This window comes from Salinicola sp. V024, assembly GCF_052645315.1.
Window position 1 is genome coordinate 612215 of record NZ_JBQXYB010000001.1, and the last position, 26547, is coordinate 638761.

Sequence of the window (26547 nt, forward strand, 5' to 3'; positions counted from 1 at the left end):
CGCCACGCGGCTTCCTTCGTCCTCGGTAGGTGGGGGTGAGGCCTATCAAACCGCTGTTTTCCTACGGTCCGATACCCACGTACCGCATGCTGTTGTGTGCGGTGCTGGCGTTCGCGCTCATGTTTGCCGAACACCGCTTCAGCGCGGTGGAGACGGCGCGCTCCCATATGACCTCGGTGGTGGCGCCGATCCAGTGGCTGGTGGCGCTGCCCAGCGAAGGGGTGCGCTGGAGCGCCATGGCGATCTCCGACCAGCAGACGCTGATCGACGAGAACGGTCGGCTGCGCGAGCAATTGCTGACGCTTTCCAACCGTGTCCAGCGCATGGCGAGCCTGACCGCCGAGAACATCCATCTGCGCGAACTGCTCAACGCGCCCAATCCCGCCGATGTGCCCTATATCACCGCTCAGCTGCTGTCGCTGGATTCCGATCCGTTCACACAGCAGATGGTGATCAACCGCGGCCGGCGCGACAGCGTCTACATTGGCCAGCCGGTAATGGACGCCTCGGGCCTGATCGGGCAGGTGGTCTCGGTTTCGGCTTACACCAGTCGGGTGCTGATGGTGGCGGACGCGAACCACGCCGTACCGGTCGAGATCAATCGCAATGGTCTGCGTTTCATCGCCCAGGGCACGGGCCAGCTGGACACCCTCAATATCCCCAGCGTGCCGGCCACGGCAGATATTCGCGAAGGCGATCTGCTGGTGACTTCCGGGCTGGGCGGGCGCTTCCCGCAGGGCTACCCGGTGGCGCGGGTCAAGAGCGTCAAGCGCGAGTCGAGTCAGGCGTTCATGGAAGTAGCGGCCGAGCCGATTGCCCAGCCGGAACGTTCGCGTTACTTCCTGCTGCTGTTCCCTCCCGAAAAACCCGACGAAAACCTGAGCGGTCCGGAGCGGATGGCGCGTCAGGTGGTATGGCCCGGTGATCCCGGGCATCCGGCTATCAACCGCATCAGTGAAGACGCGCTGACCGCGGCGCTGACCCTGCAGTCCGAGGAACAGGAGTAGGCATGGGCCCGTTCGGTTATCTCTTTGTCTGGTTCACGCTGCTGCTGGCGCTTTGTCTGCAGGTGATGCCCCTGCCGGATGCCTGGCTGGTCTGGCGGCCGGACTGGCTGGGCGTGCTGCTGGCCTACTGGTGCGTGGTGACCCCGCAGCGCGTGGGCGTTCTCCATGGCTTCGTGCTGGGGTTGATGCTCGATCTGATCGAGGGCGCGCCGCTGGGACAGAATGCCTTGGTGCTGTCGCTGCTCGCGTATCTCTTCCTGCTGTTGTACCAGCGCTTCCGGGTCTACTCGATCTGGCAGCAGGCGGTACTGGTCTTCATCCTGCTGGGCATTGCGCAACTGATCGAGCAGTGGTTGCGCACGATTTATGGCCCTATCTCCCTGAGCCTCGAATTTCTGCTGCCGGCGCTGATCGGCTCGCTATTGTGGCCGTGGCTCTACACCATGATGCAGGTGGTCAGGCGTCGTCTCGGTATCGGCTAGGGGCGCCCGCTTCAGGAAACTCGCCGGCGTATGGCGCTGGTGCCTTGTGACTGATCAGGAGACGATCCATGGAAGCTGCGCCAACACTGCGGCTGGCATCGGCTTCGCCACGGCGACTTGAACTGCTGGCGTCGATCGGGGTGGCGGTCGAGATCGCCCCCGCGGATATCGATGAGTCCTGTCTGGAAGGAGAGTCGCCCGAGCATTTCGTTTCCCGCCTGGCCCGCGAGAAGGCCGAAGCGGGACACCGGGAAAGCGCGCTGCCCACGCTGGGGGCGGATACCGTGGTCGTCTGCGATGGCGCTATTTTCGGCAAGCCGCGTGATGAAGCGCATGCCCGCGAGATGCTGACGGCGCTGTCCGGCCGAAGCCATCTCGTGCTGTCGGCGGTGGCAGTCATCGGTGCCCACGGTGTGCGCGAATGCCGGGTCGCCACGCAGGTGTTCATGCGTCGGATCGATGACGGGGAGATGGCCGCCTACTGGGCGACCGGAGAGCCGGCAGACAAGGCCGGCGGATATGCGGTCCAGGGTCGTGCGGCGATATTCGTCGAACGCCTCGAAGGTAGCTACTCCGCCGTTGTCGGACTGCCACTTTACGAAACGGCGCCGCTGCTGCGCGCGCAAGGTGTGGCAGTGTGGGATGGCGCGTTGTGAAACGGCGTTCAAGAAGCACTTTTTATGAGTGAGGCGGGGGCTGTGCCATACTCCTCGCTGCTCCGTTCGCCCGTCAGGGGTGTTGCCGATGCGCTCGAACCACTCGCCACAAGGATGCCTGCATGAGCGGTGAGGTACTGATCAATCTGACGCCGATGGAGACACGGGTCGCCGTGGTGGAAAACGGCGTGCTGCAGGAGGCCTTCATCGAGCGTAGCCGACGCCGCGGCATCGTCGGCAATATCTACAAGGGCAAGGTGGTGCGGGTCCTCCCGGGTATGCAGGCCGCGTTCATCGATATCGGGCTCGAGCGAGCCGCGTTTATACACGTCAACGAAGTCCTGCCGCCCGACGCCTCGCATGATTCGATGCGCGATGAGCCGGCGTCGATCAGCCATCTGTTGCACGCCGGGCAGCCATTGGTGGTCCAGGTGACCAAGGATCCGATCGGGTCCAAGGGCGCGCGGCTGACCACGCATCTCTCGATCCCGTCCCGCTATCTGGTCTACATGCCGGATTCCCCCCACGTTGGCGTCTCCCAGCGGATCGAGGATGACGGCGAACGCGAGCGACTCAAGTCGCTGGTCGAAAGCGGTCAGGCCGAGTTGCCGGGCGAAGAGCGGGGAGGATTCATCATCCGTACCGCCGCGGAGGGCGTCGGCCGGGAAGAGCTCTTCGCCGACATGGTCTTTCTGCAGCGGCTGTGGCAGAAAGTCTCCGAGCGGCGAATCACCGCCCCGATAACCACGCCGATCTACGACGACCTGCCGCTGTTCATCCGCACCCTGCGCGACGTGATGCGCGATCAGATCGAGAAGGTGCGCATCGACTCCCGCGAGAACTACTTCAAGCTCAAGGAGTTCGCCCGGGAGTTCATGCCGACCATGGAATCGCGCATCGAGTATTATCCCGGGGAGCGTCCGATCTTCGATCTCTACAGCGTCGAAGACGAGATCCAGAAGGCGCTGGGTCGCAAGGTTCAGCTCAAGTCCGGGGGCTACCTGGTCATCGATCAGACCGAGGCGATGACCACCATCGACGTCAATACCGGTGGCTACGTCGGGCATCGCAATCTCGAAGAGACGATCTTCAAGACCAACCTCGAGGCCGCCACGGCCATCGCCCGACAGCTGCGGCTGCGCAATCTGGGCGGCATCATCATCATCGATTTCATCGACATGGAGGAGCTCGAGCATCAGCGCCAGGTGCTGCGGGTGCTCGAGAAGTCGCTGGAGCGGGATCACGCCAAGAACAAGCTGACCGGCGTCACCGAACTGGGCCTGGTGCAGCTGACCCGCAAACGCACGCGCGAGAGTCTGGAGCAGACGCTGTGCGAGGCCTGTCCCACCTGCCTGGGGCGCGGCTCGCTGAAGACGCCGGAGACGATCTGCTATGAAATCTTCCGCGAAATTCTCCGCGAAGAGCGGGCCTATTCGCCGGAGACCTACATGGTGCTGGCGTCGCAGTCGGTGGTCGACCGCCTGCTCGACGAAGAGTCTTCCGCCGTGGCTGACCTCGAGTCCTTCATCGGCAAGACCATTCGATTCCAGGTCGAGGCCCACTATTCCCAGGAACAGTACGATATCGTACTGATGTGAGCCGATGAGTCGTCCGCCGATCACTCGTTTACGTATGACGGTGCGCTGGCTGCTGACGCTGGTCGCCCTCGTTGCCATCGTCATCGCCGTGCTCTCGACTGGGGTGCGTCTTGCCGCGTGTCAGATCGACCGGCTGAGTCCCTGGCTGACCTCGACGTTGGAAGACCAGCTCGAAGCGCAGGCCGAGCTCGGCCATCTGGCCCTCGCGGTGAATCGTGGCAATCCTCGTCTGACGCTGGACGACTTCCGCCTCGATAGCCGCGAGGGCCAGGCGCTGCTCGAGCTCGATCATGCCGCCGGGCGTCTCGACACGCTCTCCAGCTGGCGGCTGGGCGCCCCGGTGGTTCGCGGCGGTGAGGTCGACGGCTTGACGCTCCACCTCTACCAGGGCGCCGATGGCCGCTGGGGCTGGCCCGACGGTGCCGGCAGTCGCTGGTTCGGCGGGCGCGACGATGCCGATTCCTCGCAATCCCCCCTTGATGTCGATGGCTGGCTGCGAACGCTGCTGCGCCAGCAGGCGCAGCTCGAGAATGTCACGCTGGTCCTGCACGGCAACCGTAACCAGGCGGCGGTGTCACTGCCCCAGCTGACGCTCGCCAGTCGAAACGGTCAGGCCTCGATCCAGGCGACTCTGGCCGCCGACAACGAGAAGGCGGGGCGACTGCATCTGACGATCGAAAGGGGTGATGAAACCGACCCGAGTGAAAGCGGCAGTAATGAAAGCGGCAGTAATGAAAGCGGCAGTAATGAAAGCGGTGGTGGTGAAAGCGACAGTGCAGACAACGGCGCGCCAACCGCTGCCGGGGCTAGCGGACATCACCCCGATGCTCATCTTGCCGCCGAGTTCGATCTGGCCGCACTGTCGCCGTCGCTGGCAGTGTTGAGTTCGGGCCTGCCCAAGGCGCTGGGCGAGATCGACGGGCAGGTCTCGCTGGCAGGAGAGTGGCGAGACGGCGGCCCGCGTAACGCTCGCCTGTCCGTGGACGTGCCTCGTCTGCGGGTGATCGACAGTCGTAACGAGATATCCGAGACGCTGACGCAGCTGGGATTCGATGCCCACCTCGACCGAAACCGCGATGATCAGTGGCAGGCCTGGCTGAATGACTTGCGGCTCTCGCACACCGGTCTGGCGGCGATCGACTGGCCGCAGCAATTGCAGGCGCAGTCCACGGAGAACGGCTGGTGGCTGCGAAGCGCGCCTTTCGATCTGGCCGGGATGACCGACTATCTGCGCTATCTACCTCTGCCGTTCGAACTATCGCAGACGCTGATTCAGCTCGATCCCCGAGGCCACGTCGCCGGTCTGGAAGTGGGGCAGGATGACGGCGAGTGGTATGCCCAGAGCGCGCTGGAAGGTGTCTCGCTGACGGCCTGGAACGAAATCCCCGGTGGCGGGCCGGCCGACGCCTGGGTCGTCTATCAGGGACAGGGCGGAACGGTCTCTTTCGTCGGTGGCGAGGGCGCCCGGTTTGCGATCCCTTCCGTCTATGCCGATCCGCTGGCTCTCTCCCACGCCAGTGGCGAGATCGATTTCGAACTGACCCGGCAGGGTGCGGTGATCAGCGGCGAGAATCTGAAGGCGGGGTGGCGCGGCGCCAGCGCCGAAGGGCGATTCGGGCTGACGCTCTACGATGCCCAGGACAAGCCGGGTACCTTCATCCTCGATCTCTCCATTGCCAATGCCGACGCGCGAAATTCACGGGTGCTCTCCTGGCTGCCGACCCGAGTGATCGACGATAAAAAGCTGCGCGAATGGTTCAGCGGCGACATCGGCGGCATCGTCAAGCAGGGCAAGCTGGGACTGTCGGTCACGCTGAGCGACAAGGAAGCGCCGGAGGGCCAGATGTTCGTCAACCCCGAGGATTACTTCACGCTGTCGCTGGATGTCGCCGACGGTCGCCTGCAGTACGACCCGGACTGGCCGGCGCTGGAGCGGGTCTACGGTCATCTACAGATGAACAACATGGACCTGGATGCCGATATCACCCATGCCACCAGCCACGGTCTGACCACGCGGGACGCCACCGTCACGCTTGCCGACAAGCAGTTGACGGTCAACGGTGATGTCGGCGGCAGTACTGCTGGTGTACTCGATTTCCTCGCCCAGGCGCCGCTGGACTCGATGAGCGATACGTTCGGCCGCTGGGAGAGCGACGGCGACGTCGACGCCAAGCTGCATATCGCGATGCCGATGGACGACGATAGCGATATCGAGACCGACATGGTGGTCGATGTCCAAGGCCAGGTCGACGCGGAGTCGCTGACGTTTCCCGAGCTCCAGTTGACCCTCGGCGGCGTCAACGGCGATTTGCGCTATCGGCGCAAGAACGGCGAGGACTATGTCACGGGTGATATGGGCGCGCGAGCTTTCGAGGGTCCGGTGTCGGCTCACTTCAATATCGGTGACTATCAGTCCGGCGCCAGCGGCATCGCTTTCGAAGGGAGAGCGTTGGGGCGTGGGCTGCTCGACTGGGCGGGCATGTCTCGCGTCGGCGGTCTGCTGAGTGGTTTCTTTCCGTATCAGGCGGACCTGACGCTCGATGCCGAGAACAACGCCAGCCTGTCGCTGCGCAGCAATCTGCAGAGTCTGGGTATCGCGTTGCCACCGCCGTTCGGCAAGCCCCCCGAAGATAAAGAGGCATTGGCAATCGACGCCGATATCGCGGCGGGGACCGGGACGGTGACGCTGGGCAGTTGGGGACATGCGCGCTGGCGCACGCTCGAGGATCAGGCCCAGGGTCAGGTCTGGTTGGAAGGATGGCCGGGCGAACAGGCGGCCTGGCCCAGTGAACCCGGCTGGTACGTGTTGTGGCGTCCGGATCGTGTCGATACGCAGCGCTGGGTCAAGGCCCTGAGCGAGCTCGAGGCTGACGATTCGTCGTCTACCGTGGAGAGCAACGTGGGAACGACTCTCGAAGACGACGTCGGCGATCCCGAGGCGAAGCCGGTAAAGGACGGTGGCGGTCTCAAGCGGGTGGCGTTGTCGACGCCGTGCATCCTGGTCGAAGGGCGCTGTCTGGGCGGATTGCAGGCCGATGCCTCGCCGCTGGCGAGCGGCTGGCGACTCTCCCTCGATGGCGAGATCGCCGCCGGTAAGGCGAGCTGGCAACCGAAGGCGGCGATGCCGATCGATGTCGACCTGCAGCGTCTCAACCTCGATGCGCTGACGCCGAAGCAGGACGATGGTGACGAGAGCCCGACCGCGAGTCTAATGGACGAGATCGAGACCGCGCCGCATCCGGTCGCGCTGCCCAAGGAGCTGGCCCAGGTGCCGGCAGGGCACGTGCGTGTCGCGGAGTTCGAGCGTCAGGGCCAGCGCTTCGGTCCGCTCGAAGCGACCTGGAAAGCCGATGATCGTCAGCTCACCGTCGATCCGTTGACCTTGTCGCTGGGTGAGCTGAATCTGGCGGGCTCGCTGGAGTGGCAAGCCGCCGGTGATGCCAGTCTGAGCCGGGCCCAGCTGCATGCCAGCGGCGGTGACGTCGGTAGCGCATTCCGCGTGATGGATCAGCAGGTGCCGATCACCAGCGAAAGCGCCAAGGGCGATCTGCAGCTCTCCTGGCCGGGAGCGCCTTGGCAATTCGCACTGCCGCTGTCGACCGGTCGAGTTCAGACGACAATGGAAAACGGCCGACTTCGACAGATCCATTCTTCCGGTGCCAAGCTGGTGGGGCTTTTCAATCTGGACAATATCCTGCGTCGCCTGCAGCTGGATTTTTCCGACGTGACCGACGGCGGGACCTCTTACAAACGGCTTGACGGCAGCGCGACCCTGTACAACGGAAGGTTGCAGACCGAAGGGCCGATCGTGATAGACGGCACGGCGACGCGGTTTACCCTTGCCGGTAGCGTCGATCTGAATCGCCAGACCCTGGATCAGCGCCTCGGAATTACCGTTCCGGTGAGTCAGAACCTCCCGCTGGTGGCGGTCATGGTTGGGGCGCCGCAGGTCGGTATCGGCCTGTTCGTGTTCGACCAGCTTTTCGGCCGCTGGCTGGATCGCGTCACCCAGATCTACTATCGCATCGAGGGCCCCTGGTCCTCGCCGAACATCGACCTGGAAAGTGCCCAATGATCGTCATGACCCGATATCATGTGACTTTTTCGTGGGTACCGATTTACGACTAATGGACGGGCAGGTGTCTCTTTGAGCGTCTTCTATCGAGAGCCTTGATTTTGAGTGCACATCCATGGAAACGCGCCGAGTTAGCGTTGGTCATTCGATTTCATTTTTCCAATGGGTATAAAGTCGATTTTTGACCAGAGATGACAGGTTCGAGCCCATGCCCTATGTTGGATAGTGAAAGGAATGACCGTGAAAGCTAGAGTTCTCAACACCGGATAAGGTGAGCGCGCCATGGCGAATACCCACAGTTTCACGATCGAAGACACCAAAATCGATGCAGAAAAGCTCGTTAGCCGTATTCAGGCAGAGTTGGGCGTTCATGCTCATGTTGGCGGAATATCGACATCGTCATCGACAGCGGAACCGGGCAAGACTGAAGAACATTCCACGATTCGTCTCCACTATATTCTGAAGGAAGAGGATGACGAAACAGAGGCCGAAAGCAGAATCAAAGCCATTGTTGAGGATATGAAGGAATAATATTCATCCGATCATTTTGGGAACGTTATTCTGGTTCTGATTTTCTAGCCCGCTCAATAGCGGGTTTTTTGTGTCAGCATTCTTGAGCGAAACGCATTTCTCACTGGTCCCGTTCTGTCCGTACCCCTTGCGTTTGGGATACGCTGGCACCATCTATCGTCAGTCTGGTGCGGTAATACCTTAGAAGCCTGGAGTAATGTTCATTCAGGCCTGAAAAGGTGGAAAGTCGCACTAAAAAGCAAAGGAAATCAGAACGGTATGAATTCTACTGGAACGATGAGTGGTGACGCTCTCAAGCAGGCATCGGCGCTGTTGCTGGCCCCCGGCGGGCTCGACGTAGGATCGCTGGATGTCGGCCTGGGCCACGCCATGGGCGCCGGCATCGACTATGCCGATCTCTTCTTTCAGCGCACCTGGCACGAGATGTGGGTGCTGGAAGATGGCGAGGTCAAGGATGCCAGCTACAGCATCGACGGCGGTGTAGGGGTGCGTTCGCTCTCCGGCGAGAAAACCGGTTTCGCCTATTCCAGCCAGATCAGCCAGGATGCATTGCTGGATACCGGGCGTACGGCTTCGGGTATTGCCCGCAGCGGTGACCGGCGTAAGCCGATGCCGATTCAGCTCGCGACGGCGACGTCGCGTTACCAGGGTATCGATCCGCTGAACGGGCTGAGTGCCGAGGACAAGATCGCCATGCTCAAGCAGGCGGATCGCGTGGCCCGTGCCGCCGACCCTTCGGTGACCCAGGTCAGCGCCTCGTTGACCGGCGTGCACGAAGTGGTGCTGGTGTGCGCCAGCGACGGTACGCTCGCGGCGGATATTCGCCCGCTGGTGCGTTTCAATGTCAACGTGATCGTGGCCAAGGAGGGGCGCCGTGAGCGCGGCAGTGCCGGTGGCGGCGGCCGCTATTCGATGGAACGGCTGCGCGATGAGAACGTTGCCGACACCTACGCCAGAGAAGCCGTGCGCCAGGCGCTGGTGAATATCGATGCCGTGGCCGCGCCGGCGGGGCAGATGCCGGTGGTACTGGCCAACGGCTGGCCCGGCATTCTCCTGCACGAAGCGGTGGGTCACGGGCTCGAGGGCGATTTCAACCGCAAGGGCAGCTCGTCCTTTGCCGGGCGTCTGGGCGAGCAGGTCGCCGCCAAGGGCGTCACCGTCGTTGACGACGCCACGCTCAGCGACTGTCGCGGCTCGCTCAGCGTCGACGACGAGGGAACGCCGGGCCAGTACACGCCGCTGATCGAAGACGGCATTCTGACCGGCTACATGCAGGACAAGCTCAATGCGCGGCTGATGGGCATGAAGCCCACCGGCAACGCGCGGCGCGAATCCTACGCGCATGTCACCATGCCGCGCATGACCAACACCTTGATGCTGGCGGGGAACGACGATCCGGAAGATATCGTCAGGAGCGTCAAGAAAGGCATCTATGCGGTCAGTTTCGGTGGCGGTCAGGTTGACATCACCTCGGGCAAGTTCGTGTTCTCGGCATCCGAAGCGTATCTGATCGAGGACGGCAGGATCACCGCGCCGGTCAAGGGTGCCACGCTGATCGGCAATGGCCCCGAGGCGATGTCGCGCGTTTCGATGATCGGCAACGACATGGCGCTGGACACCGGTATCGGGGTCTGCGGCAAGGAGGGGCAGGGCGTGCCGGTCGGCGTGGGCCAGCCGACACTGAAGCTCGACGAGATCACGGTCGGGGGGACGGCGTCCTGACCTCGGCGGGCCTGCGCTTCGGCCATGCGGCGTCGACAACCGGCATCGGCATGCTCATCGATAACCCATCAATTCCGCTGCCTTGTCGGTTTTCGCCTAGCCTGGCCATTGCCCGGCCGCGCCGCACAGTGAAGGCGTCACGGAAAGATCAAAGGCCGGCGGTATCGCGGATCAGCTGGAACAGCTTGCGCGAACTGGCGGGCGGCTTGCCACGCTGTTTTTCGCTACGGGCGTTGCGAATCAGCTGGCGCAGGGCCTGGCGATCGACCTGGGGGTGCGCTTCGATGAACGGTTCGAGCGCTTCGTCGTCTTCGATCAGCCGATCGCGCTGCTGTTCGAGCCGGTGGAAGGCAGCGTTGCGCTGGACGTGTTCATTGTCGATCTCTTCGAACGCTGCCCGGATCGCATCGCGATCCTCCTTGCGCATGACCTTGCCCACATACTGCATGTGGCGGCGCCGGCCTTCGTGGGAGCGAACGCGACCGGTCTCCTCGACGGCCTCGCGCATGTCGTCGGAAAGCGGCAGCCGGGCTCGGACGGCGGGGTCCAGCGCGATGATGCGTTCGCCCAGCGCCTGTAGCTCCTGCATCTCGCGTTTGAGCTGGCTTCTGCTGGGCGGCACGTCATCCTCGAAAGGCGTGTCGTTGTCCGATTTTCTACCCATGATCTTGACCCTGGCGACGAATGAGAGCCGCAGTATATCAGCGTGATCCGGCTCGCCCACGTCTGGCGTCCGTTCGATGCGCGAATCCGTGCTGATGGCGTCGCTGGCCGAGGTCTTCCTGACCGGAAACGCTGTGATTGTCGCCGTCGTCCGACCCGTTTTTCGATCAGGTTTTTGACTGTGATGTCTATGATCCGAGTTTTACGAATCAGGAGTTTGAGATGAGCCAAGCCTTCAATGCCGAGGCGCAGCAGTCGCGTCTCGAAGAGCGTGCCAGCATGGCGTTGGACCTTGCCGCACAGATGGGCGCGGATGCCTGCGAGGTCGGCGCCAGTGTCGATCAGGGCCTGGGCGTGAGCGTACGTCTCGGCGAGACCGAAACCGTGGAGCTGTCTCGCGATCAGGGTATCGCGGTCACGGTCTACGTCGGCAATCGCAAGGGCAATGCGTTGTCGTCGGATGCCGGCGATGCGTCCCTTCGCGCAGTCGTCGAAAAGGCGATCTCGATCGCGCGTTACACCGGCGAAGATCCGGCCTCGGGCCTAGCCGACGCCCGGCTGATGGCAACCGACTTGTCGGATCTGGATCTGCATCACCCGTGGGCGCTGAGCACCGACGAGGCGATCGAGCTGGCGCTGCGTTGCGAAAACGCCGGACGCGAGCGGCCCGGGATAACCAACTCCGAAGGAGCGAGCCTCTCTTCCTCCGAGGTGGTGACGGTGTATGCCAACAGCCATGGCTTCCTCGGCAGCAAGCGGGGGACGCGACATTCGCTCTCCTGCCTGCTGATCGGCGGCAGCGGCGACGCCATGCAGCGCGATCATGATTTCACTACCGCGCGCAAGTCTGCCGATCTGGCAAGCCCGGAATCGGTGGGCATCAGCGCGGCGGAACGCACGCTACGCCGCCTGGGCGGCCAGCGGCCGAAGACCGGGCGACTACCGGTACTGCTGGCACCGGACATGGCACGCAGTCTGGTCGGCAATCTACTCAACAGCATCGCCGGGGGCGCGCTTTACCGGGAGTCCTCGTTTCTCTGCGATCAACTGGGCGAGACGCTGTTCCCCGAGTGGTTTTCGCTGGGCGAGCATCCGCAAGAGATCGGTGGCATGGCGAGCGCGGCGTTCGATGGCGACGGCGTGGCCACCCGCGACAACGTGTTCATCGATCGCGGCAAGCTGGCGAGCTACATGCTGTCGGCTTACAGCGCTCGCCGGCTGGGGCTTGAGACCACCGGCAACGCGGGCGGAGCGCGCAACGTGCGCATTCAGGCGCCGACGACGCCGCTGGAGAGTCTGATGCAGCAGATGGGCACGGGCATTCTGGTGACCGAGATGATGGGGCAAGGCCTCAATCCGGTGACCGGTGACTATTCGCGCGGTGCGGCCGGCTTCTGGATCGAGAATGGCCGGATATCCCACCCTGTCGAGGAGTTCACGGTGGCAGGCAACCTGCGCGACATGTTTGCCGGCCTGCAGGGGATCGGCGATGACATCGATCGGCGCGGCAGCATCCAGACCGGCAGCTGGCTGCTCGATTCGATGACGATCGCGGGGCAGTAGAGGCTGGAGCTACGAGCTACGAGCTACGAGCTACGAGCTACGAGCTACGAGCTACGAGCTACGAGCTACGAGCTACGAGCTACGAGCTACGAGCTACGAGCTACGAGCTACGAGCTACGAGCTACGAGCTACGAAAAAAACGTCAGCGACGCCGTCGCTGACGTTTTTTTCTGGCAGAAGCCGGCGGCTTGCGGCCTCAGGCGTCGAAGCGGTCCTTGATATAGGTGATCTCGGTGCGCCCGTGAGCTGCCGGCGTCCCATCCTCGCCTAAATTGACGAAGACCATTCTGTCGATCGTCAGGATGCTCTTGCGCGTGATCTTGTTGCGAACGTGGCACTCCAGCGTGATCGAACTAGTGCCAAAATGGGTGGCAGTGATGCCGAGCTCGATGATGTCGCCCTGGCGGGCGCTGGAGACGAAGTTGATCTCCGAGATGTATTTGGTCACCACCTGGGCGTTACCCAGCTGAATGATGGCGTAGATCGCGGCCTCTTCGTCGATCCACCGCAACAGACTGCCGCCGAATAGCGATCCGTTGGGATTGAGATCTTCGGGTTTGATCCACTTGCGGGTATGGAAGTTCATCGGCATCTCCTGTTTTCGATAGCTGGCACGCTCTGGCAGCTGGCGCGTCTCGGTCTCTTCGAGAGGCTTCGCTATCTTGCCTTTACAGATAAAATACGGTTGCCAGTCCCAGGAAGGCGACGAAGCCCACGACATCGGTGATGGTGGTCAGCAGGACGCCGCCGGAGAGCGCCGGGTCGATCTTGAACTTCTTGAGCAGCACCGGGATCAACGTGCCGGCGAGGGTCGCGACGGTCAGATTGATCACCATCGCCATGGCGATGATCTCGCCCAGCCGAATGTCGTCGAAGCGAAACACCGACATCGTCCCCACGACGACCGCCCAGATCAGGCCATTGGTCATGCCGACGAGCAGCTCGCGAACCAACAGCCAACGAACGTTGGCGCCGGAGACGTGGCCGAGCGCGATGCCGCGAATCATCACGGTCAGGGTCTGGGAGCCGGCGATGCCGCCCATGCTGGAGACGATCGGCATCAACACGGCGAGCGCGGCGATCTGCTGAATCGTATCTTCGAAGAAGCCGATGGCGATGGAAACGATGGTCGCGGCGAGCAGGTTGATGCCCAGCCAGACCGCGCGTCGGCGGCTGGTTCTCAGTGCTGGCGCGAAGGTGTCCTCGTCTTCGTCCAGACCCGCCATGCTCATGACCTGGTGCTCGGCGTCCTCGCGGATGACGTCGACCACGTCATCGATAGTGATGCGGCCGAGCAGCTTGCCGTCGATACCGACCACCGGCGCCGATATCAGATCGTGCTTCTGGAACAGGGTGGCGACGTCGGCGTCCGACGCGATGGCCTGGATCGCGTGAAAGTCGGTCTCCATGACCTCACGCACCAGCACCGAAACGTCCGATACCAGCAGGCGGTTGAGCGATAGAATGCCGATCAGCTCGTCGCGACGCGTGACCACCAGCAGCGTATCCGTGGCATCGGGCAGGCGCTCGTGGCGGCGCAAATAGCGCAGCACCACATCCAGCGTGATGTCCGGGCGGATCGTGATCGCGTCCGGGTTCATCAAGCCGCCGGCGGTATCCTCGGGATAGGAGAGGACGGCCTCGACCCGCTGGCGCTCCTGTGCCTCCATCGACTGGAGGACTTCCTGGATGACGGTGTTGGGAAGTTGCTGCAGCAGGTCGGCGAGATCGTCGACATCGAGACCTTCGGTGGCCGTCAGCAGCTGTTCCGCGTCCATGCGGTTGAGGAATTCGATCTGGACGTCATCGCCCAGATACTGCAGCACATCGCCGTGGAGGTCGGGATCCAGCAAACCCCACAGGATCTCGCGTTCCTTGGGCGGCGTGGACTCCAGCAGATGCGCGACGTCTACCGGCGCCAGCCCCCGATTAAGCATGCGCCTGGCCTGGTCCAGTGCGCCGCTTTCGAGGGCTTCGTTGAGCTTGGCCAGCCGAGGCTGCAGTTTTTCGGGATTGGTGCTCATCCTGAACGGTCATCCTTGAGCGACTGGCGGTAGGATGAGCATTCTACCATCGTCGAAAAAAATGACGAGGATGTAGAACACTGTTCACGAATGGGTCGGAAGCGTGAGCGCTATTCGTACTCGTGAAAACGCGCCTCGAACAGCGCGACGATCGCCTCCATGGCAGCCTCTTCCTCGTCGCCGTCGGTTACCACGGTCAATTCGGTACCGCAGGGGGCGGCGAGCATCAACAGGGACATGATGTTGGCGGCGTCCGCGCGGCGTTCGCCATGGTGGATGGCGACGCGAACGGAGAACGGCTGGCAGCACTGCACCAGCTTGGTGGCGGCCCGGGCATGCAACCCGCGGCGGTTGGTCAGACGAAGTTCACGTGTTGGCATCGTGCTCGGATGATCCTGCCTCATTTGACGGCGCAGCCAGCGATACCGACGCCGTCGAGAGTTCGGTATGAATACCGAGCTCGCGATGACGAAGCCGGGTATCGACGGCTTCATGATGGAAATGGTGAGCCAGCCGCTCGATCAGATAGACCGAACGATGCTGGCCCCCTGTACAGCCGATCGCCAGCGTCAGGTAGCTGCGATGACTGGCCAGGTAGGCCGGTAACCAGCGATCGAGCCAGGCGTGAATGTCGTCGGCCATGGCGTGAACGTCGGGATAGGACTCCAGAAATTCGATGACCGGTTGGTCGCGGCCGTCGTAGGTGCGAAGGCCGGGATCCCAGAACGGGTTGGGCAGACAGCGTGCATCGAACACCATGTCGGCATCCAGCGGCACGCCGCGTTTGAAACCGAAAGACTCGAAGGTCAGGGTCAGGCGTCCGCCGCGGTGGCTGGCGACCTGTTCGCTGATCCGCCCCCGTAGGTCGTGTACCGATAATCCGCGGGTGTCGATCACTAGGTCGGCCATGCGGCGAATCGGTGCGAGATACTCCTGCTCGTGATCGATGGCCTCGGCCAGCGTCATGTCGTTACCGCGAGTCAGCGGATGGCGTCGACGGGTGGCCGAGTAGCGCTCGAGCAGGATCTTGGCATCGGCGGTCAGATAGACGACCTGAGTGTCGATGCCGCGCTCGCGCACCGCCTCCAGCAGGCCCGGAAAGCGCTCTAGCGACTCCGGGAGGTTACGGGCATCGATGCTGACCGCAACATTGGACCGCGAGGGCGGCGCGCCGCGCAGCTCGTCGATCAGCGGCGCCAGCAGATTGGCCGGAAGGTTGTCGATGGCGTAGTAGCCCAGATCTTCCAGCGCCTGCAAGGCGATCGATTTTCCCGATCCCGAGAGGCCGGTGATGATGACGAGCTGCATGGTTTGTCCGTCCTGATTTAACCGTCGTCGCTGCTGTGATGGCGGATGGCGTCGACCAGCGCATCGTGCAGCGCGGCCTGCGTCTCGACCTGACGCAACTGCTGGCGGACGCTGCTCTGGCTCATGATGCCGGCGACTTCTGCCAACAGCGAGAGATGGGCTTCATCGGCCTCTTCCGGCACCAGCAGTACGAACACCAGGTCGACCGGTTCGCCATCGATCGCATCGAAGTCGATCGCATCCTCCAGGCGCATGAAACCGGCCACCGGCACCTTGCAGTGAGGGCTGCGCGCATGAGGGATGGCAACGCCGTGACCGATTCCCGTGCTGCCCAGCCGCTCGCGGCCGATCAGACGACTGAAAACTTCCTGGCTATCCAGGCTGGGTGTGTTTTGGGCGATGAAGGTGCTGAAGAATTCCAGCAGACGTTTTTTGCTGCCCCCCGTGACCCCGTAAAGGGTACGTTCGGGGGGCAGAATGCTTTCCAGTGTCATCATCAGGCGTTAACGGGCGCCAGCGCCTTGGGCGCGGGCTTGTGCCTTCTCTTTGTGTTTGACCAGTTGACGGTCGAGTTTGTCGGCCAGCGAATCGATGGCGGCGTACATGTCGGTTTCGCTAGCCTCGGCGTGTAGATCGGCGCCAGCGGCATGCAGGGTACAGGCAGCCTGTTGACGCTCCTTCTCGACACTCAGGGTGACCTGAACATTGGTGATGTTGTCGTAGTGACGCTCCAAACGAACGAGCTTCTCTCCAACATAGTCCCGTAGGGCGTCGGTCAGCTCGACGTGGTGGCCGGTAACGTTCACTTGCATGGCACGCTCCTGTTGCGGCAGATGGCACTTCGGATTGTAACCCTTTTCAGGGCACTGCAAAGTCATCGTGATCGATCTGACGTAGATTGGCGAGCGTTGGTTGATCTTCCGCTCGGACTCAAGCCAGACGTTTGCGTTCGCTGGAGGAGGGAATGCCCATGGCTTCACGATATTTGGCCACGGTCCGCCGGGCGACGCAGATTTCCGACTGGGCCAGCAATTCGACCAGTTTGCTGTCCGAGAGCGGCTTTCGCGGTGGCTCCTCGCCGATCAGCTTCTTGAGTCGGGCGCGAATCGCGGTACTCGAATAACTGTCGCCATCGCTTCGCTGGCCACCGACCTGACTCGAGAAGAAGTACTTCAATTCGAAGACGCCGCGAGGCGTGTGGATGTATTTCTGGGTGGTGACGCGGGAAATCGTCGATTCATGCAGTTCGACGCTGCCGGCGATGTCGGCCAAGATCAGCGGTTTCATGGCTTCCTCGCCGTGGGCGAGGAAATCGACCTGACGCGACATGATCTCGCGGCCGACGCGCAATAGGGTGTCGTTGCGGCTGGAGAGGCTCTTGAGCAGCCAGCGGGCCTCCTGGAGGTGCTGACGCAGGAAGGTGTTGTCGTCGCTCTTGTCGGCGCGTTTGATCAGCGCTGCGTAGTCCGGCTGGATGCGCAGGCGCGGCAGCGATTCGGCGTTGAGTTCGATACGCCAGCCCTCGGGGGAGGGCGTGGCGACGAGATCGGGAATCACGTAGTGGTCGCGACTGGTATCGAAGCGCTGCCCCGGGCGGGGTTCGAGCGTGCGAATCAAGGCGATGACGCAGTCGAGTTCGTCTTCTTCCAGGCGCAGGCGCCGCATGAGCAGGCGTCGGTCGTTGCCGGCCAGTGCCTCCAGAAACTGACGTACCAGCCGCTTGGCCTGGGGCAGCAGCGGCGTTTCGCTCGCCAGCGCGCCGAGCTGAAGCAGCAGGCATTCGCGCAGATCGCGGGCGCCGACCCCGGTGGGATCGAACTGCTGTACCCGCATCAGGACATGCTCGAGGTCCGCCGTGCTGACGCTTTCGCCGCGCTGGGCTCGGAGGCCGGCGGCGAGCTCGTCGAGTGAGCCGGTGAGATAGCCGTCGTCACCGATGGCGTCGATCAGGCATTCGCCCAGCTCGCGCTCGCGGCCGTCGAAATCCCCCATCGCCAGTTGCCATGACAGATGGTCGTGCAGGCTGGTGGCGATTGCATTGCGGTCGAAATCCGGCGCGTCTTCGCTGCTACTGCCGTTGCCACTGAGCGAGCCCGCGTTGGCATCCTGGTAGGTGTCGCTCCAGTCGCTGTCGAGCGCCAGTTGGTCGGGAATATCGCTTGCCCATTCGTCCTCGGGCGCTTCCTGAGACTCTTCTTCGGAACAGGGCTCTTCGGAATAGGGCTCTTCCAGCTCCAGCATCGGATTGGATTCGAGGGCTTGCTGGATCTCCTGGCAAAGGTCGAGCGTCGACAGCTGCAGGAGTTGAATCGCCTGCTGAAGCTGAGGCGTCATGGTCAACTGCGTGCCGACTCTAAGTTGCAGCGAGGGCTTCATGGACATGGTGAGGCGATCGTCACAATCAACGAGAAGGGGACTACGTTACTGACTGATCGGGTGGCGTGCAACGACTTATGCAGGAAAACGATGCAAGAAACATGCCAGTGGCTCGCATCAGTTGGTGCCGGTTCGCAAGGCGGTCATAGCCGGAACTCGTGGCCCAGATAGACGTCACGCACGCGCTGATTGTCGAGAATGGCGTCCGGACGACCTTCCGCGATGATCTGGCCATCGCCGACGATATAGGCGTTATCGCAGATATCGAGCGTTTCGCGCACATTGTGATCGGTGATCAGCACGCCGATTTCGCGGTCACGAAGCTGGCGGACGATACGTTTGATATCGCCGACCGAAATCGGATCGACACCGGCAAAGGGTTCGTCGAGCAGCACGAAGGCGGGCTCGGTAGCCAGTGCCCGGGCGATTTCCACGCGGCGACGTTCGCCACCGGACAGGCTCATGCCGAGGTTGTCACGGATGTGGTCGATATGAAAATCGTTGAGCAACTGCTCGAGATGATGGCGGCGTCCGGCGCGGTCCAGATCCTTGCGGGTCTCGAGGATGGCCATGATGTTGTCGGCCACGCTCAGCTTGCGAAAGATCGAGGCCTCCTGCGGCAGATAGCCGATACCGGCGCGGGCGCGGTCGTGCATCGGGGCGCGACTGAGGTCGTGATCGTCGATATGGACGCTTCCCGCATCCGCCTTGACCAAGCCGACGATCATGTAGAAAGACGTGGTCTTGCCGGCCCCATTGGGGCCCAGCAGGCCAACGATGCTGCCCTGACGCAGGGTCAGGCTGAAATCATGGACGACGCGGCGTCCCTTGTAGCTCTTGGCCAGATTGGCGGCCGTCAGCGTTTTCATTCGGTCGTTCCTTGTCACGGCACAACGCGGGGCAGAGCAGACCGTCGCGATCGCGACGGAGATCGGCATCTGGCCCGCTCACTTCGAAATCAGGTCTCGAGCACCCTCGGGATCCGGGCGCGGTCGAGGTGCTATTGGGACGATTCGCGCGGGGTCAGCGTCATGCGGACGCGGCCGTCGCTGTTGCCGTCGCTGTCCTGGCTGGCGCGAGCCTGGACGCGGCGTGAGTCGAGATAGTACTCGACGTAGGCACCGTCGAAAGTATCGCCGCCCTGGTGCAGTTCGGCGTTACCGATCAGCTCCACCCGCCGTTCTGCGGCGTGATAGACCACGGTATCGCCCCAGCCCTTGACCAGTTCCTGGTCGGCCCCCGGCTTCTGTTCGAGATAGGCGCGCTCGCTGCCCCCGCCCTTGGCGGTGACCTGGCCGACCTGACCGTTGTCGGCGCGCTGGATATCGACCCGCGCAGCCTTGAGATGCATGCTGCCCTGCTGCATGTCGACACCGCCGGTGTAGACGGCGGTACCTTGACGGTCATCGATATCGAGCTGGTCCGCCGCGATCTCGATCGGCGCGCTGGCGTCGCTTTCCAGCGCGTTCGCCGAGAAGCTTGCGATGCCCAGCGTCGTCAGCACCAGAAGTTGGCCGAGTTCTCGCCTCATGATCCTTGATCCTTGGGTTGCTGTGACTGGGATTGCTGTGGCAGGCGACCCTGCACGTTGTCGGTCAGGCGCATACGATCTTCATCGATCCAGGCATCGAAGCGGTCGCCACGCATGCTCTGGTCATGCTGACGCAACACGGCGGATGTGTCACTCCAGACATGCGCCTTGCGGCTGTCGTAATGCAGCGTCCGGGTCTCCAGGCTCCAGGCCTGTTCCGGCTGTACCAGGCGCGCGTCGCCTTCCAGCGTCAACTGCTCGCCGCTACGATTCATGATGCCCGTGTCACTGGTCACCTGCCACTGGCGCTGCTGGTCATCGGTCAGGTAGCCATGAGGGGTCTGGGTGCGAATGATGTCATCGGCCGGGGTATGCACCAGGCGAGGCGTTTCCAGCCGTTGGTAGGCACGGCCCTGCTCGTCGTAGCGGGTCATGCTGGCATCCTCGAGGTAGTAATCGGGTTCGCCCGCGGTATTGCCGAGAGTTTCTCCGCTATCGTTGTCCCCGCGCTGGTCCAGATAGGTCAAGCCACCCCCCAGTGCCAGCAACAGTACCAGCAGGCCGAGGCGGCGCCACCAGGGAGACTGAAATCGGGTCGTCTTGGCCACGGATTCTCCTCGTGTGGGTCGATTGGATCATGATCGGCTATCTAGGATAGCGGTCGTATTCGTCGAGCGTGCATTCATCGAGCGGCAATGATCGGCGCTTGTCGATGCTCTGATCGGTGTCGTGATCGACCTGATGATCTACGCTTGGGTCCATGATTCGATAGATGGCTCGATAGATGGTGCGATAGATGCCCGAATGGGCGACGCGCTCGGCGGGTCCTCCGCGCTTTGACGCCGCATGGTCTTGACGCCGCGTAGTTCAGATCACGCCGCTTCTCAGCAGATCATGCATGTGCAGCGCGCCGACCGGAATACCGTTCTCGACCACGGCCAGCGCGGTGATACGGTTGTCTTCCATGATCCGCACCGCTTCGGCAGCCAGCATCTCCGGTGTCGCCGTCTTGCCGCCGCGAGTCATGACGTCGTCGACCCGGAGCAGCGTGAAATCGCCGCGCTGATCGAGCGTTCGACGGAGATCACCGTCGGTATAGACACCGGCGAGCACGCCGTGTTCATCGACGACGCAGGTAAAGCCCATGCCCTTGAGTGTCATCTCGAGCAGTGCTTCTCTCAGCGGGCTGCCAGTGGCGACGCGAGGCAGGCGGTTGCCGTCGTGCATGAGATCGGCGACCCGCAGTAACAGACGTTTGCCGAGCGTGCCGCCGGGATGGGAAAGCGCAAAGTCCTCGGCACTGAATCCACGGGACTCGAGCAGTGCCAACGCCAGCGCATCGCCCATGGCCAGGGCGGCGGTCGTGGACGAAGTTGGCGCCAGATCGTGGGGGCAGGCTTCGCGAGAAACGCCGACATCGATATGCACGTCACTGTAGCGGGCCAGCGTGGAGGCCGGCCGGCCGGTCAGACTGACCAGCGGTGCGCCGAGGCGTTTGAACAGCGGCAGCAGGCCGGTGATTTCCTGGGTCTCGCCCGAATTGGACAGGGCAATGACGACGTCCTCGCCGGTGATCATGCCAAGGTCGCCGTGACTGGCTTCGCCGGGATGAACGTAGAAAGCCGGAGAGCCGGTGCTGGCCAGTGTTGCTGCCATCTTGCGGGCGATGTGACCTGACTTGCCCATGCCGGTCACGATCAGGCGCCCGCGGCAGTCGAGCAGTAGCCGGCAGGCCGCGTCGAAAGAGTCGTCGAGTTTCTCGACCAGTTCGCCGATGGCCTGCTGTTCCAGCGTCAGCGTACGTCTGGCGCTGGCGCGAAAGTCCAGCCCTGCGGGTTCGCTCGGCGTCTCGGCGGAAGCGGTTCGGGATTCGGTCATGGCATGCATATCGGTCGTGGTATGGAAAGCATCACACTCGGATCGATTCTTCAAAGGCGATGCAAAGGATAGAGAGTATACCTTCGTTTGGGCGGGGATTCGTCCCCGGAACGGTGGCGGGTCTTGTCGTCGTCGAGTGACGGCTGGTCGCTGCCGGTTAGGTTAGGATACAATGTTCGATAATCAATCTCACTGAACTGGTGGATGCTGCATGGATGACCCGATTATGGTCGAGGTCAAGGATCTGCACTTTTCCCGCGGCAACACTGACATTTTTCGCGGTGTCGATCTGCAGATTCCGCTCGGCAAGATAACCGCTATCATGGGGCCCAGCGGAACCGGCAAGACTACCCTGTTGAAGTTGATCGGGGGGCAGCTGGTGCCGGATCGAGGGCAGGTCCTCATCGACGGCCAGGACGTACACCAACTTCCCCGGCGTTCGCTGTTCACGCTGCGTCGCCGGATGGGCATGCTGTTCCAGAGTGGCGCCCTGTTCTCCGACCTTGACGTGTTCGAGAACGTCGCGTTTCCGCTTCGGGTTCATACCGAACTACCCAACGCGATGATTCGTGACATCGTGTTGATGAAGCTGCAGGCGGTGGGGTTGCGGGGTGCGCGGCATCTGATGCCGTCCGAGTTGTCCGGCGGCATGGCCCGGCGTGTCGCGCTGGCGCGAGCGGTGGCGCTGGACCCCGAGCTGGTGCTCTACGACGAGCCGTTCGTGGGTCAGGATCCGATCTCGATGGGTGTGCTGGTGCAGCTGGTCAAGAAGGTCAATCAGGCCCTCGGATTGACTGCTGTAATGGTGTCCCACGACATCAAGGAGACACTGTCGATCGCGGATTACGTCTATATCATCGCCGACGGCCGGGTCATGGCGCATGGCACTCCCCAGACACTCAACGTCAATGACGATGCCCATGTAAAGCAGTTCGTACATGGCGAGCCCGACGGGCCGGTGCCGTTTCACTATCCGGCTCCGGATTTCTTCGACGACATTCTGGCGCCGGCAGGGCAGTTCTCATGACGCGATATATCGCCGCGCTGGGTCGGGCCACCCTCGACACCTTGAGCACGATCGGTCGAGCCGGTCTGTTCCTGATCCAGTCGATCTTTTGCCTGCCTTCCCGCGAGGGTTTTCATCTCTGGCTTCGCCAGATGCATTTCGTTGGCGTGATGTCGGTAGCGATCGTGCTGGTGTCGGGACTGTTCATCGGAATGGTGCTGGCGCTGCAGGGCTTCACCATTCTGGTGAGTTTCGGGGCGGACGAGGCTCTGGGCCAGATGGTCGCGCTGTCGCTGGTCCGGGAATTGGCGCCGGTGGTCGCTGCGCTGCTGTTCGCCGGCCGCGCGGGCTCCGCGCTGACGGCCGAGATTGGTTTGATGAAGGCCACCGAACAGCTCACCAGCATGGAGATGATCGGTGTCGATCCGCTGCGGCGTATCGTCGCCCCGCGGTTCTGGGCCGGTTTCATCTCGTTGCCGATCCTGACCGTTCTCTTTGGCGTGGTCGGTATCTGGGGGGGATATCTGGTCGGCGTCGATTGGCTGGGTGTCTACAAGGGTTCCTACTGGAGCAACATGCAGGACAGCGTCGACTTCGTCGATGACGTTCTCAATGGTGTGATCAAGAGCCTGGTATTCGGTCTGGTCGTGACCTGGATCGCAGTGTTCCAGGGTTACGACCTGGTTCCCACCTCGGAAGGTATTTCGCGCGCGACCACCCGGACGGTGGTATACGCCTCGCTGGCGGTATTGGGCCTCGATTTCGTGCTCACCGCGTTGATGTTTGGAGATCTAGGATGAAGCGCAATAATTTGCTGGAACTGGGCGTCGGCATTTTCATGCTGGCAGGCATTCTGGGTCTGGTGTTCCTGGGTCTCAGGGTCAGTGGCCTGGGCGTGGGAATGCCCAACGATACCATCACGCTGAGTGCGAACTTCGCCAACATCGGCGGATTGCGGCCCCAGGCCAAGGTCACCATGTCCGGCGTACGCATCGGCGAGGTGACCGATATCCAGCTCGATCCCAAGTGGTTCGATGCCAAGGTCACCATGCAGCTGGATTCGAAGTACGACGGCAAGCTCTCCAACGACACCACGGCGGCGATCCTGACCTCGGGGTTGCTGGGAGAGCAGTACATCGGCCTGACCGTGGGCGGGGCGCCCGATATGCTGCATGACGGGGATGTCATCCACGATACTCAGCAGGCGCTGGTGCTGGAGGAACTCATCCAGCAGTTCGTGTCCAATATGTCCAAATAAGTCGATAGATCGAGATCGTAGACAAGGAGTCGATGATGAAAATGATGTCTGCACGTAACGCCATGAGTATTTCAAGTCGTGATACCTGGGCGCGCCGCGTCTGGATGGCCGGGCTGACGCTGATCGCGATGTGTCTGGCAAGCGTCATTACCCCGGCGCAGGCGGCACAGTCGCCGACGCAGGTCATTCAGCAGAGCGTCGACTCGCTGATGTCCGAGCTGGATGGCAAGAAGGACTACTATGCCCAGCACGAAGGCGAGTTGGCGAAACTGGTCGATACCAACATGGCGGAAGTGGCCGACTTTCGATACATCGGCGCTAGCGTGATGGGCCGCTATTTCCGCGGCGCTTCACCGGAGCAGCGTTCGAAATTCGTCAAGGTGTTCCGCAAGACGCTGATCGATACCTACGCCAGAGGGCTGGTGACGTTCGACTACAAGACACTCCGAGTGAAAGACGAACAGGAGGCAGGTCGCTACGACGACCAGGCGTCGGTATCGATGGAAGTCGTCTCTACCAGCGGCGAGACCTATCCCGTCAACTTCACGCTGCGTCAGAGTGACGGACAGTGGAAGGTGATCAATGTGATCGTCAACGGTATCAACCTTGGCCTGACATTCCGCAATCAGTTCGATCAGTCGATGCGTGACAACAATCGCGATATCGATGCAGTGATCGACAATTGGGCGCCGGAAGTGGGTACCGACGAGCTCCAGAAGGGTGGCGACGCGTGAGCTTGCTGCTCGAGCGCAAGGACGCCACGCTGGAAGTCGTCGACGATCACGTGCTGACGATTCGCGGCGAGGCGGACTTCGACAGTGCCGGCCCACTGGCCCAGGCGGGTCGGCACTGGTTGGCGGATCAGCCGGGACAGACCGAGGTCTCGTTCGATCTGACCGGCGTGCAGGTCGCCAGTAGTGCCGTTCTCAGTGTGCTGCTGGTGTGGGTGCGTAGCGTCAATCGTCACTCCCTGACGTTGCGCCGTGTCTCGCTGTCGGCGCCGCTTCAGCGACTGATGGATATCACCGAGCTGGCGCCACTGCTGCCGGCTGTAGAGACGACCTGCGCCGAGCCTGCACCGGCCGGCCGCTAGCATCTCCCGCATCCTAGCGCCCCGTAGCATTCGGTGACTTGCAGCGTTTTTACACGCTGGCGAGATCGCCAAGACGGGGCGCTTTCCGCTACCATGTGGCGCTTTCCCTGCGCATTCTGCGCAGCCGTCACAAGGGAGCCCGATCGTCATGCAACCCAGCGATGTCAAAAGCCGCCTCGAGAATCAGATCGACGGCTGCGAGTTTCATATTCAGGGCGAAGGCTGCAACTTCCAGGTGATCGCCGTGGGCGATGTCTTCGACGGCATGAGCCCGGTCAAGCGCCAGCAGCTGATCTACGGCGCGCTATCCGACGAGATCGCGTCCGGCGCGCTGCACGCCATCACCATCAAGACCTTTACGCCGGCGCAGTGGCAAAAGGCGCCTGAAAACCTGGGCGCTTGATTCACAGAATCCTAGGCGGTTGATTCAAAATCGACGCCCGAACGTCGTTCTGGGCCTTCGGGTCGATCATCTCTCTCGATTCTATAGCGAACCTTCATGGACAAGCTGATCATCACCGGCAACGGGCCCCTCGATGGCGAGGTCTGGGCCAGCGGCGCGAAAAACTCCGCGCTGCCGATCCTGGCGGCGACGCTGCTCGCCGACGAGCCCGTCACCATCGGCAATCTGCCGCATCTTCAGGACATCACCACGACGCTAGAACTGCTCGGGCGCATGGGCATCGAGCCGGTCATGGGCGAGAAAATGAGCATCCAGATCGATGGCTCCCAGGTGCGTGATTGTCATGCGCCCTATGAGCTGGTCAAGAAGATGCGCGCGTCGATCCTGGTGCTTGGCCCGCTGCTGGCGCATTTCGGCACGGCCGATGTGTCCTTGCCCGGCGGGTGCGCCATCGGCTCTCGGCCGGTCGACCTGCATATCCGCGGGCTCGAGGCGATGGGCGCCGAGATCACGGTCGAAAACGGCTACATCAAGGCGCGTGTGAATGGCAAGCTCAAGGGCGCCACGATCTTTTTCGACACCGTCACGGTGACCGGGACCGAGAACCTGCTGATGGCAGCGACGCTGGCCGAAGGGACCACCGTGCTGGAAAACGCCGCTCGCGAGCCGGAAGTCGTCGATCTGGCCGAGTGCCTGATCGCCATGGGCGCCAATATTCGTGGACAGGGCACCGATACCATCACGATCGAAGGGGTCGAGCGTCTTCACGGCTGTCATTACGAGGTGATGCCGGACCGTATCGAGACCGGAACTTTTCTGGTTGCCGGGGCCGCGACCGGCGGTCGTGTTCGCGTGCGCAAGACGCGCTCGGACATTCTGGAAGCGGTGCTGGCGAAGCTCGAGGAAGCCGGCGCGACCATCACCACCGGCGAAGACTGGATCGAGCTCGATATGGGCGGGCGACGGCCCAAGGCCGTCAATCTGCGCACGGCGCCCTATCCGGCGTTCCCGACCGACATGCAGGCGCAGTTCGTGGCGATGAACTCCGTGGCCGAAGGCACCGGCACCGTGGTCGAGACGATCTTCGAGAACCGCTTCATGCACGTGCAGGAGCTCAACCGCATGGGCGCGCATATTGCACTCGAGGGCAACACGGCGGTGGTGACCGGCGTCGAGAAGTTGTCCGGCGCGCCGGTCATGGCAACGGATCTGCGCGCTTCGGCGAGCCTGGTCATTGCGGCGATGCTGGCGGAGGGGGAGACCATGGTCGACCGGATCTACCACATCGATCGCGGCTACGAGTGCATCGAAGAGAAACTGCAGCTACTGGGCGCGCGCATTCGACGCGTGCCGGGTTAAGCGACGGCTAGAGA

The 26547-nt window shown here is 62.4% G+C and carries 27 protein-coding genes; 15 read left to right on the forward strand and 12 right to left on the reverse strand.

Annotation, left to right across the window (positions count from 1 at the left end):
• Positions 1–35: 35 nt before the first annotated feature.
• The 7 genes from mreC (at position 36) to tldD (ending at position 10071) form a co-directional block, all read left to right on the forward strand.
• Complete coding sequence (gene mreC / locus ACUN9V_RS02785) at positions 36–1007, forward strand: rod shape-determining protein MreC (protein ID WP_280951141.1); 972 nt, start codon at positions 36–38, stop codon at positions 1005–1007.
• A gap of 2 nt (positions 1008–1009) precedes the next feature.
• Positions 1010–1489 (forward strand): rod shape-determining protein MreD, encoded by a 480-nt coding sequence (gene mreD, locus ACUN9V_RS02790; RefSeq protein WP_075563092.1) that lies wholly within the window; start codon positions 1010–1012, stop codon positions 1487–1489.
• Positions 1490–1557: 68 nt separating this feature from the next.
• Positions 1558–2145, forward strand: coding sequence for a Maf family protein (locus ACUN9V_RS02795; protein ID WP_439284942.1), 588 nt, complete (start codon positions 1558–1560; stop codon positions 2143–2145).
• 122 nt (positions 2146–2267) lie between these two features.
• On the forward strand, positions 2268–3743 hold the full coding sequence (rng, locus tag ACUN9V_RS02800; protein ID WP_075563094.1) for a ribonuclease G: 1476 nt from the start codon (positions 2268–2270) through the stop codon (positions 3741–3743).
• Positions 3744–3747: 4 nt separating this feature from the next.
• A complete protein-coding gene (locus tag ACUN9V_RS02805; RefSeq protein ID WP_445510258.1) occupies positions 3748–7818 on the forward strand; it encodes a YhdP family phospholipid transporter in 4071 nt (1356 codons plus the stop codon).
• A gap of 282 nt (positions 7819–8100) precedes the next feature.
• Complete coding sequence (locus ACUN9V_RS02810; RefSeq protein ID WP_439284946.1) at positions 8101–8349, forward strand: hypothetical protein; 249 nt, start codon at positions 8101–8103, stop codon at positions 8347–8349.
• 258 nt (positions 8350–8607) lie between these two features.
• Positions 8608–10071: a metalloprotease TldD gene (gene tldD / locus ACUN9V_RS02815; RefSeq protein ID WP_445510259.1), complete on the forward strand. Its 1464-nt coding sequence runs from the start codon at positions 8608–8610 to the stop codon at positions 10069–10071.
• Between the two features lie 148 nt (positions 10072–10219).
• Here the strand turns inward: tldD and yjgA are convergent, their stop codons facing one another.
• Positions 10220–10735: a ribosome biogenesis factor YjgA gene (gene yjgA / locus ACUN9V_RS02820; protein ID WP_439284950.1), complete on the reverse strand. Its 516-nt coding sequence runs from the start codon at positions 10733–10735 to the stop codon at positions 10220–10222.
• A 221-nt stretch (positions 10736–10956) separates the two neighbouring features.
• Between yjgA and pmbA the strand changes: the two genes are divergently transcribed.
• On the forward strand, positions 10957–12297 hold the full coding sequence (gene pmbA / locus ACUN9V_RS02825) for a metalloprotease PmbA (RefSeq protein ID WP_445510260.1): 1341 nt from the start codon (positions 10957–10959) through the stop codon (positions 12295–12297).
• A 196-nt stretch (positions 12298–12493) separates the two neighbouring features.
• Here the strand turns inward: pmbA and ACUN9V_RS02830 are convergent, their stop codons facing one another.
• The 11 genes from ACUN9V_RS02830 to ACUN9V_RS02880 form a co-directional block, all read right to left on the reverse strand.
• Positions 12494–12883 (reverse strand): acyl-CoA thioesterase, encoded by a 390-nt coding sequence (locus ACUN9V_RS02830; protein WP_075563100.1) that lies wholly within the window; start codon positions 12881–12883, stop codon positions 12494–12496.
• A gap of 82 nt (positions 12884–12965) precedes the next feature.
• Positions 12966–14321, reverse strand: a complete 1356-nt coding sequence (gene mgtE / locus ACUN9V_RS02835) for a magnesium transporter (protein WP_445510261.1) — start codon at positions 14319–14321, stop codon at positions 12966–12968.
• 110 nt (positions 14322–14431) lie between these two features.
• Positions 14432–14701 carry an HPr family phosphocarrier protein gene (locus tag ACUN9V_RS02840; protein ID WP_445510262.1) on the reverse strand — a complete coding sequence of 90 codons (270 nt, stop codon included), beginning with the start codon at positions 14699–14701 and terminating at the stop codon, positions 14432–14434.
• On the reverse strand, positions 14688–15629 hold the full coding sequence (gene rapZ / locus ACUN9V_RS02845) for an RNase adapter RapZ (RefSeq protein ID WP_445510263.1): 942 nt from the start codon (positions 15627–15629) through the stop codon (positions 14688–14690). The genes ACUN9V_RS02840 and rapZ overlap by 14 nt, the downstream gene beginning before the upstream one ends.
• A 17-nt stretch (positions 15630–15646) precedes the next feature.
• Positions 15647–16123 (reverse strand): PTS sugar transporter subunit IIA, encoded by a 477-nt coding sequence (locus tag ACUN9V_RS02850; protein WP_075563174.1) that lies wholly within the window; start codon positions 16121–16123, stop codon positions 15647–15649.
• 9 nt (positions 16124–16132) lie between these two features.
• Positions 16133–16441: a ribosome hibernation-promoting factor, HPF/YfiA family gene (hpf, locus tag ACUN9V_RS02855; RefSeq protein ID WP_075563104.1), complete on the reverse strand. Its 309-nt coding sequence runs from the start codon at positions 16439–16441 to the stop codon at positions 16133–16135.
• A gap of 118 nt (positions 16442–16559) precedes the next feature.
• Entirely contained in the window at positions 16560–18011 is a 1452-nt protein-coding gene (locus ACUN9V_RS02860) for an RNA polymerase factor sigma-54 (RefSeq protein WP_110693214.1), read from the reverse strand.
• 137 nt (positions 18012–18148) lie between these two features.
• A complete protein-coding gene (lptB, locus tag ACUN9V_RS02865; RefSeq protein ID WP_075563106.1) occupies positions 18149–18874 on the reverse strand; it encodes an LPS export ABC transporter ATP-binding protein in 726 nt (241 codons plus the stop codon).
• A 131-nt stretch (positions 18875–19005) separates the two neighbouring features.
• The gene (lptA, locus tag ACUN9V_RS02870; protein WP_075563107.1) at positions 19006–19536 is read right to left on the reverse strand and encodes a lipopolysaccharide transport periplasmic protein LptA; all 531 of its coding nucleotides are present in this window, start codon (positions 19534–19536) and stop codon (positions 19006–19008) included.
• Positions 19533–20144, reverse strand: a complete 612-nt coding sequence (gene lptC / locus ACUN9V_RS02875) for an LPS export ABC transporter periplasmic protein LptC (RefSeq protein WP_445510264.1) — start codon at positions 20142–20144, stop codon at positions 19533–19535. Before lptC ends, lptA begins: the two co-directional genes overlap by 4 nt.
• 259 nt (positions 20145–20403) lie before the next feature.
• Positions 20404–21414 (reverse strand): KpsF/GutQ family sugar-phosphate isomerase, encoded by a 1011-nt coding sequence (locus ACUN9V_RS02880; protein ID WP_445510265.1) that lies wholly within the window; start codon positions 21412–21414, stop codon positions 20404–20406.
• A 211-nt stretch (positions 21415–21625) separates the two neighbouring features.
• Here ACUN9V_RS02880 and ACUN9V_RS02885 point away from each other — a divergent pair, with 211 nt between their 5' ends.
• From ACUN9V_RS02885 to murA, 7 genes are all read left to right on the forward strand, one after another.
• The gene (locus ACUN9V_RS02885) at positions 21626–22441 is read left to right on the forward strand and encodes an ATP-binding cassette domain-containing protein (RefSeq protein WP_110693212.1); all 816 of its coding nucleotides are present in this window, start codon (positions 21626–21628) and stop codon (positions 22439–22441) included.
• Positions 22438–23220 (forward strand): lipid asymmetry maintenance ABC transporter permease subunit MlaE, encoded by a 783-nt coding sequence (gene mlaE, locus ACUN9V_RS02890; protein ID WP_075563111.1) that lies wholly within the window; start codon positions 22438–22440, stop codon positions 23218–23220. The genes ACUN9V_RS02885 and mlaE overlap by 4 nt, the downstream gene beginning before the upstream one ends.
• Complete coding sequence (mlaD, locus tag ACUN9V_RS02895) at positions 23217–23678, forward strand: outer membrane lipid asymmetry maintenance protein MlaD (RefSeq protein ID WP_075563112.1); 462 nt, start codon at positions 23217–23219, stop codon at positions 23676–23678. Before mlaE ends, mlaD begins: the two co-directional genes overlap by 4 nt.
• A gap of 104 nt (positions 23679–23782) precedes the next feature.
• Complete coding sequence (locus ACUN9V_RS02900; RefSeq protein ID WP_110693349.1) at positions 23783–24412, forward strand: MlaC/ttg2D family ABC transporter substrate-binding protein; 630 nt, start codon at positions 23783–23785, stop codon at positions 24410–24412.
• On the forward strand, positions 24409–24771 hold the full coding sequence (locus ACUN9V_RS02905) for an STAS domain-containing protein (protein WP_110693210.1): 363 nt from the start codon (positions 24409–24411) through the stop codon (positions 24769–24771). Before ACUN9V_RS02900 ends, ACUN9V_RS02905 begins: the two co-directional genes overlap by 4 nt.
• Positions 24772–24919: 148 nt before the next feature.
• The gene (locus ACUN9V_RS02910) at positions 24920–25174 is read left to right on the forward strand and encodes a BolA family protein (protein WP_075563114.1); all 255 of its coding nucleotides are present in this window, start codon (positions 24920–24922) and stop codon (positions 25172–25174) included.
• Between the two features lie 96 nt (positions 25175–25270).
• Positions 25271–26533: a UDP-N-acetylglucosamine 1-carboxyvinyltransferase gene (murA, locus tag ACUN9V_RS02915; protein WP_439284966.1), complete on the forward strand. Its 1263-nt coding sequence runs from the start codon at positions 25271–25273 to the stop codon at positions 26531–26533.
• Positions 26534–26547 lie beyond the last annotated feature (14 nt).

Coding starts and splice junctions, on each gene's coding strand:
- mreD (WP_075563092.1), top strand. CDS start 1,010: ATGGGCCCGTTCGGTTATCTCTTTGTCTGGTTCACGCTGCTGCTGGCG.
- ACUN9V_RS02795 (WP_439284942.1), top strand. CDS start 1,558: ATGGAAGCTGCGCCAACACTGCGGCTGGCATCGGCTTCGCCACGGCGA.
- rng (WP_075563094.1), top strand. CDS start 2,268: ATGAGCGGTGAGGTACTGATCAATCTGACGCCGATGGAGACACGGGTC.
- ACUN9V_RS02805 (WP_445510258.1), top strand. CDS start 3,748: ATGAGTCGTCCGCCGATCACTCGTTTACGTATGACGGTGCGCTGGCTG.
- ACUN9V_RS02810 (WP_439284946.1), top strand. CDS start 8,101: ATGGCGAATACCCACAGTTTCACGATCGAAGACACCAAAATCGATGCA.
- tldD (WP_445510259.1), top strand. CDS start 8,608: ATGAATTCTACTGGAACGATGAGTGGTGACGCTCTCAAGCAGGCATCG.
- yjgA (WP_439284950.1), bottom strand. CDS start 10,735: ATGGGTAGAAAATCGGACAACGACACGCCTTTCGAGGATGACGTGCCG.
- pmbA (WP_445510260.1), top strand. CDS start 10,957: ATGAGCCAAGCCTTCAATGCCGAGGCGCAGCAGTCGCGTCTCGAAGAG.
- ACUN9V_RS02830 (WP_075563100.1), bottom strand. CDS start 12,883: ATGAACTTCCATACCCGCAAGTGGATCAAACCCGAAGATCTCAATCCC.
- mgtE (WP_445510261.1), bottom strand. CDS start 14,321: ATGAGCACCAATCCCGAAAAACTGCAGCCTCGGCTGGCCAAGCTCAAC.
- ACUN9V_RS02840 (WP_445510262.1), bottom strand. CDS start 14,701: ATGCCAACACGTGAACTTCGTCTGACCAACCGCCGCGGGTTGCATGCC.
- rapZ (WP_445510263.1), bottom strand. CDS start 15,629: ATGCAGCTCGTCATCATCACCGGCCTCTCGGGATCGGGAAAATCGATC.
- ACUN9V_RS02850 (WP_075563174.1), bottom strand. CDS start 16,123: ATGACACTGGAAAGCATTCTGCCCCCCGAACGTACCCTTTACGGGGTC.
- hpf (WP_075563104.1), bottom strand. CDS start 16,441: ATGCAAGTGAACGTTACCGGCCACCACGTCGAGCTGACCGACGCCCTA.
- ACUN9V_RS02860 (WP_110693214.1), bottom strand. CDS start 18,011: ATGTCCATGAAGCCCTCGCTGCAACTTAGAGTCGGCACGCAGTTGACC.
- lptB (WP_075563106.1), bottom strand. CDS start 18,874: ATGAAAACGCTGACGGCCGCCAATCTGGCCAAGAGCTACAAGGGACGC.
- lptA (WP_075563107.1), bottom strand. CDS start 19,536: ATGAGGCGAGAACTCGGCCAACTTCTGGTGCTGACGACGCTGGGCATC.
- ACUN9V_RS02880 (WP_445510265.1), bottom strand. CDS start 21,414: ATGACCGAATCCCGAACCGCTTCCGCCGAGACGCCGAGCGAACCCGCA.
- ACUN9V_RS02885 (WP_110693212.1), top strand. CDS start 21,626: ATGGATGACCCGATTATGGTCGAGGTCAAGGATCTGCACTTTTCCCGC.
- mlaE (WP_075563111.1), top strand. CDS start 22,438: ATGACGCGATATATCGCCGCGCTGGGTCGGGCCACCCTCGACACCTTG.
- mlaD (WP_075563112.1), top strand. CDS start 23,217: ATGAAGCGCAATAATTTGCTGGAACTGGGCGTCGGCATTTTCATGCTG.
- ACUN9V_RS02900 (WP_110693349.1), top strand. CDS start 23,783: ATGGCCGGGCTGACGCTGATCGCGATGTGTCTGGCAAGCGTCATTACC.
- ACUN9V_RS02910 (WP_075563114.1), top strand. CDS start 24,920: ATGCAACCCAGCGATGTCAAAAGCCGCCTCGAGAATCAGATCGACGGC.
- murA (WP_439284966.1), top strand. CDS start 25,271: ATGGACAAGCTGATCATCACCGGCAACGGGCCCCTCGATGGCGAGGTC.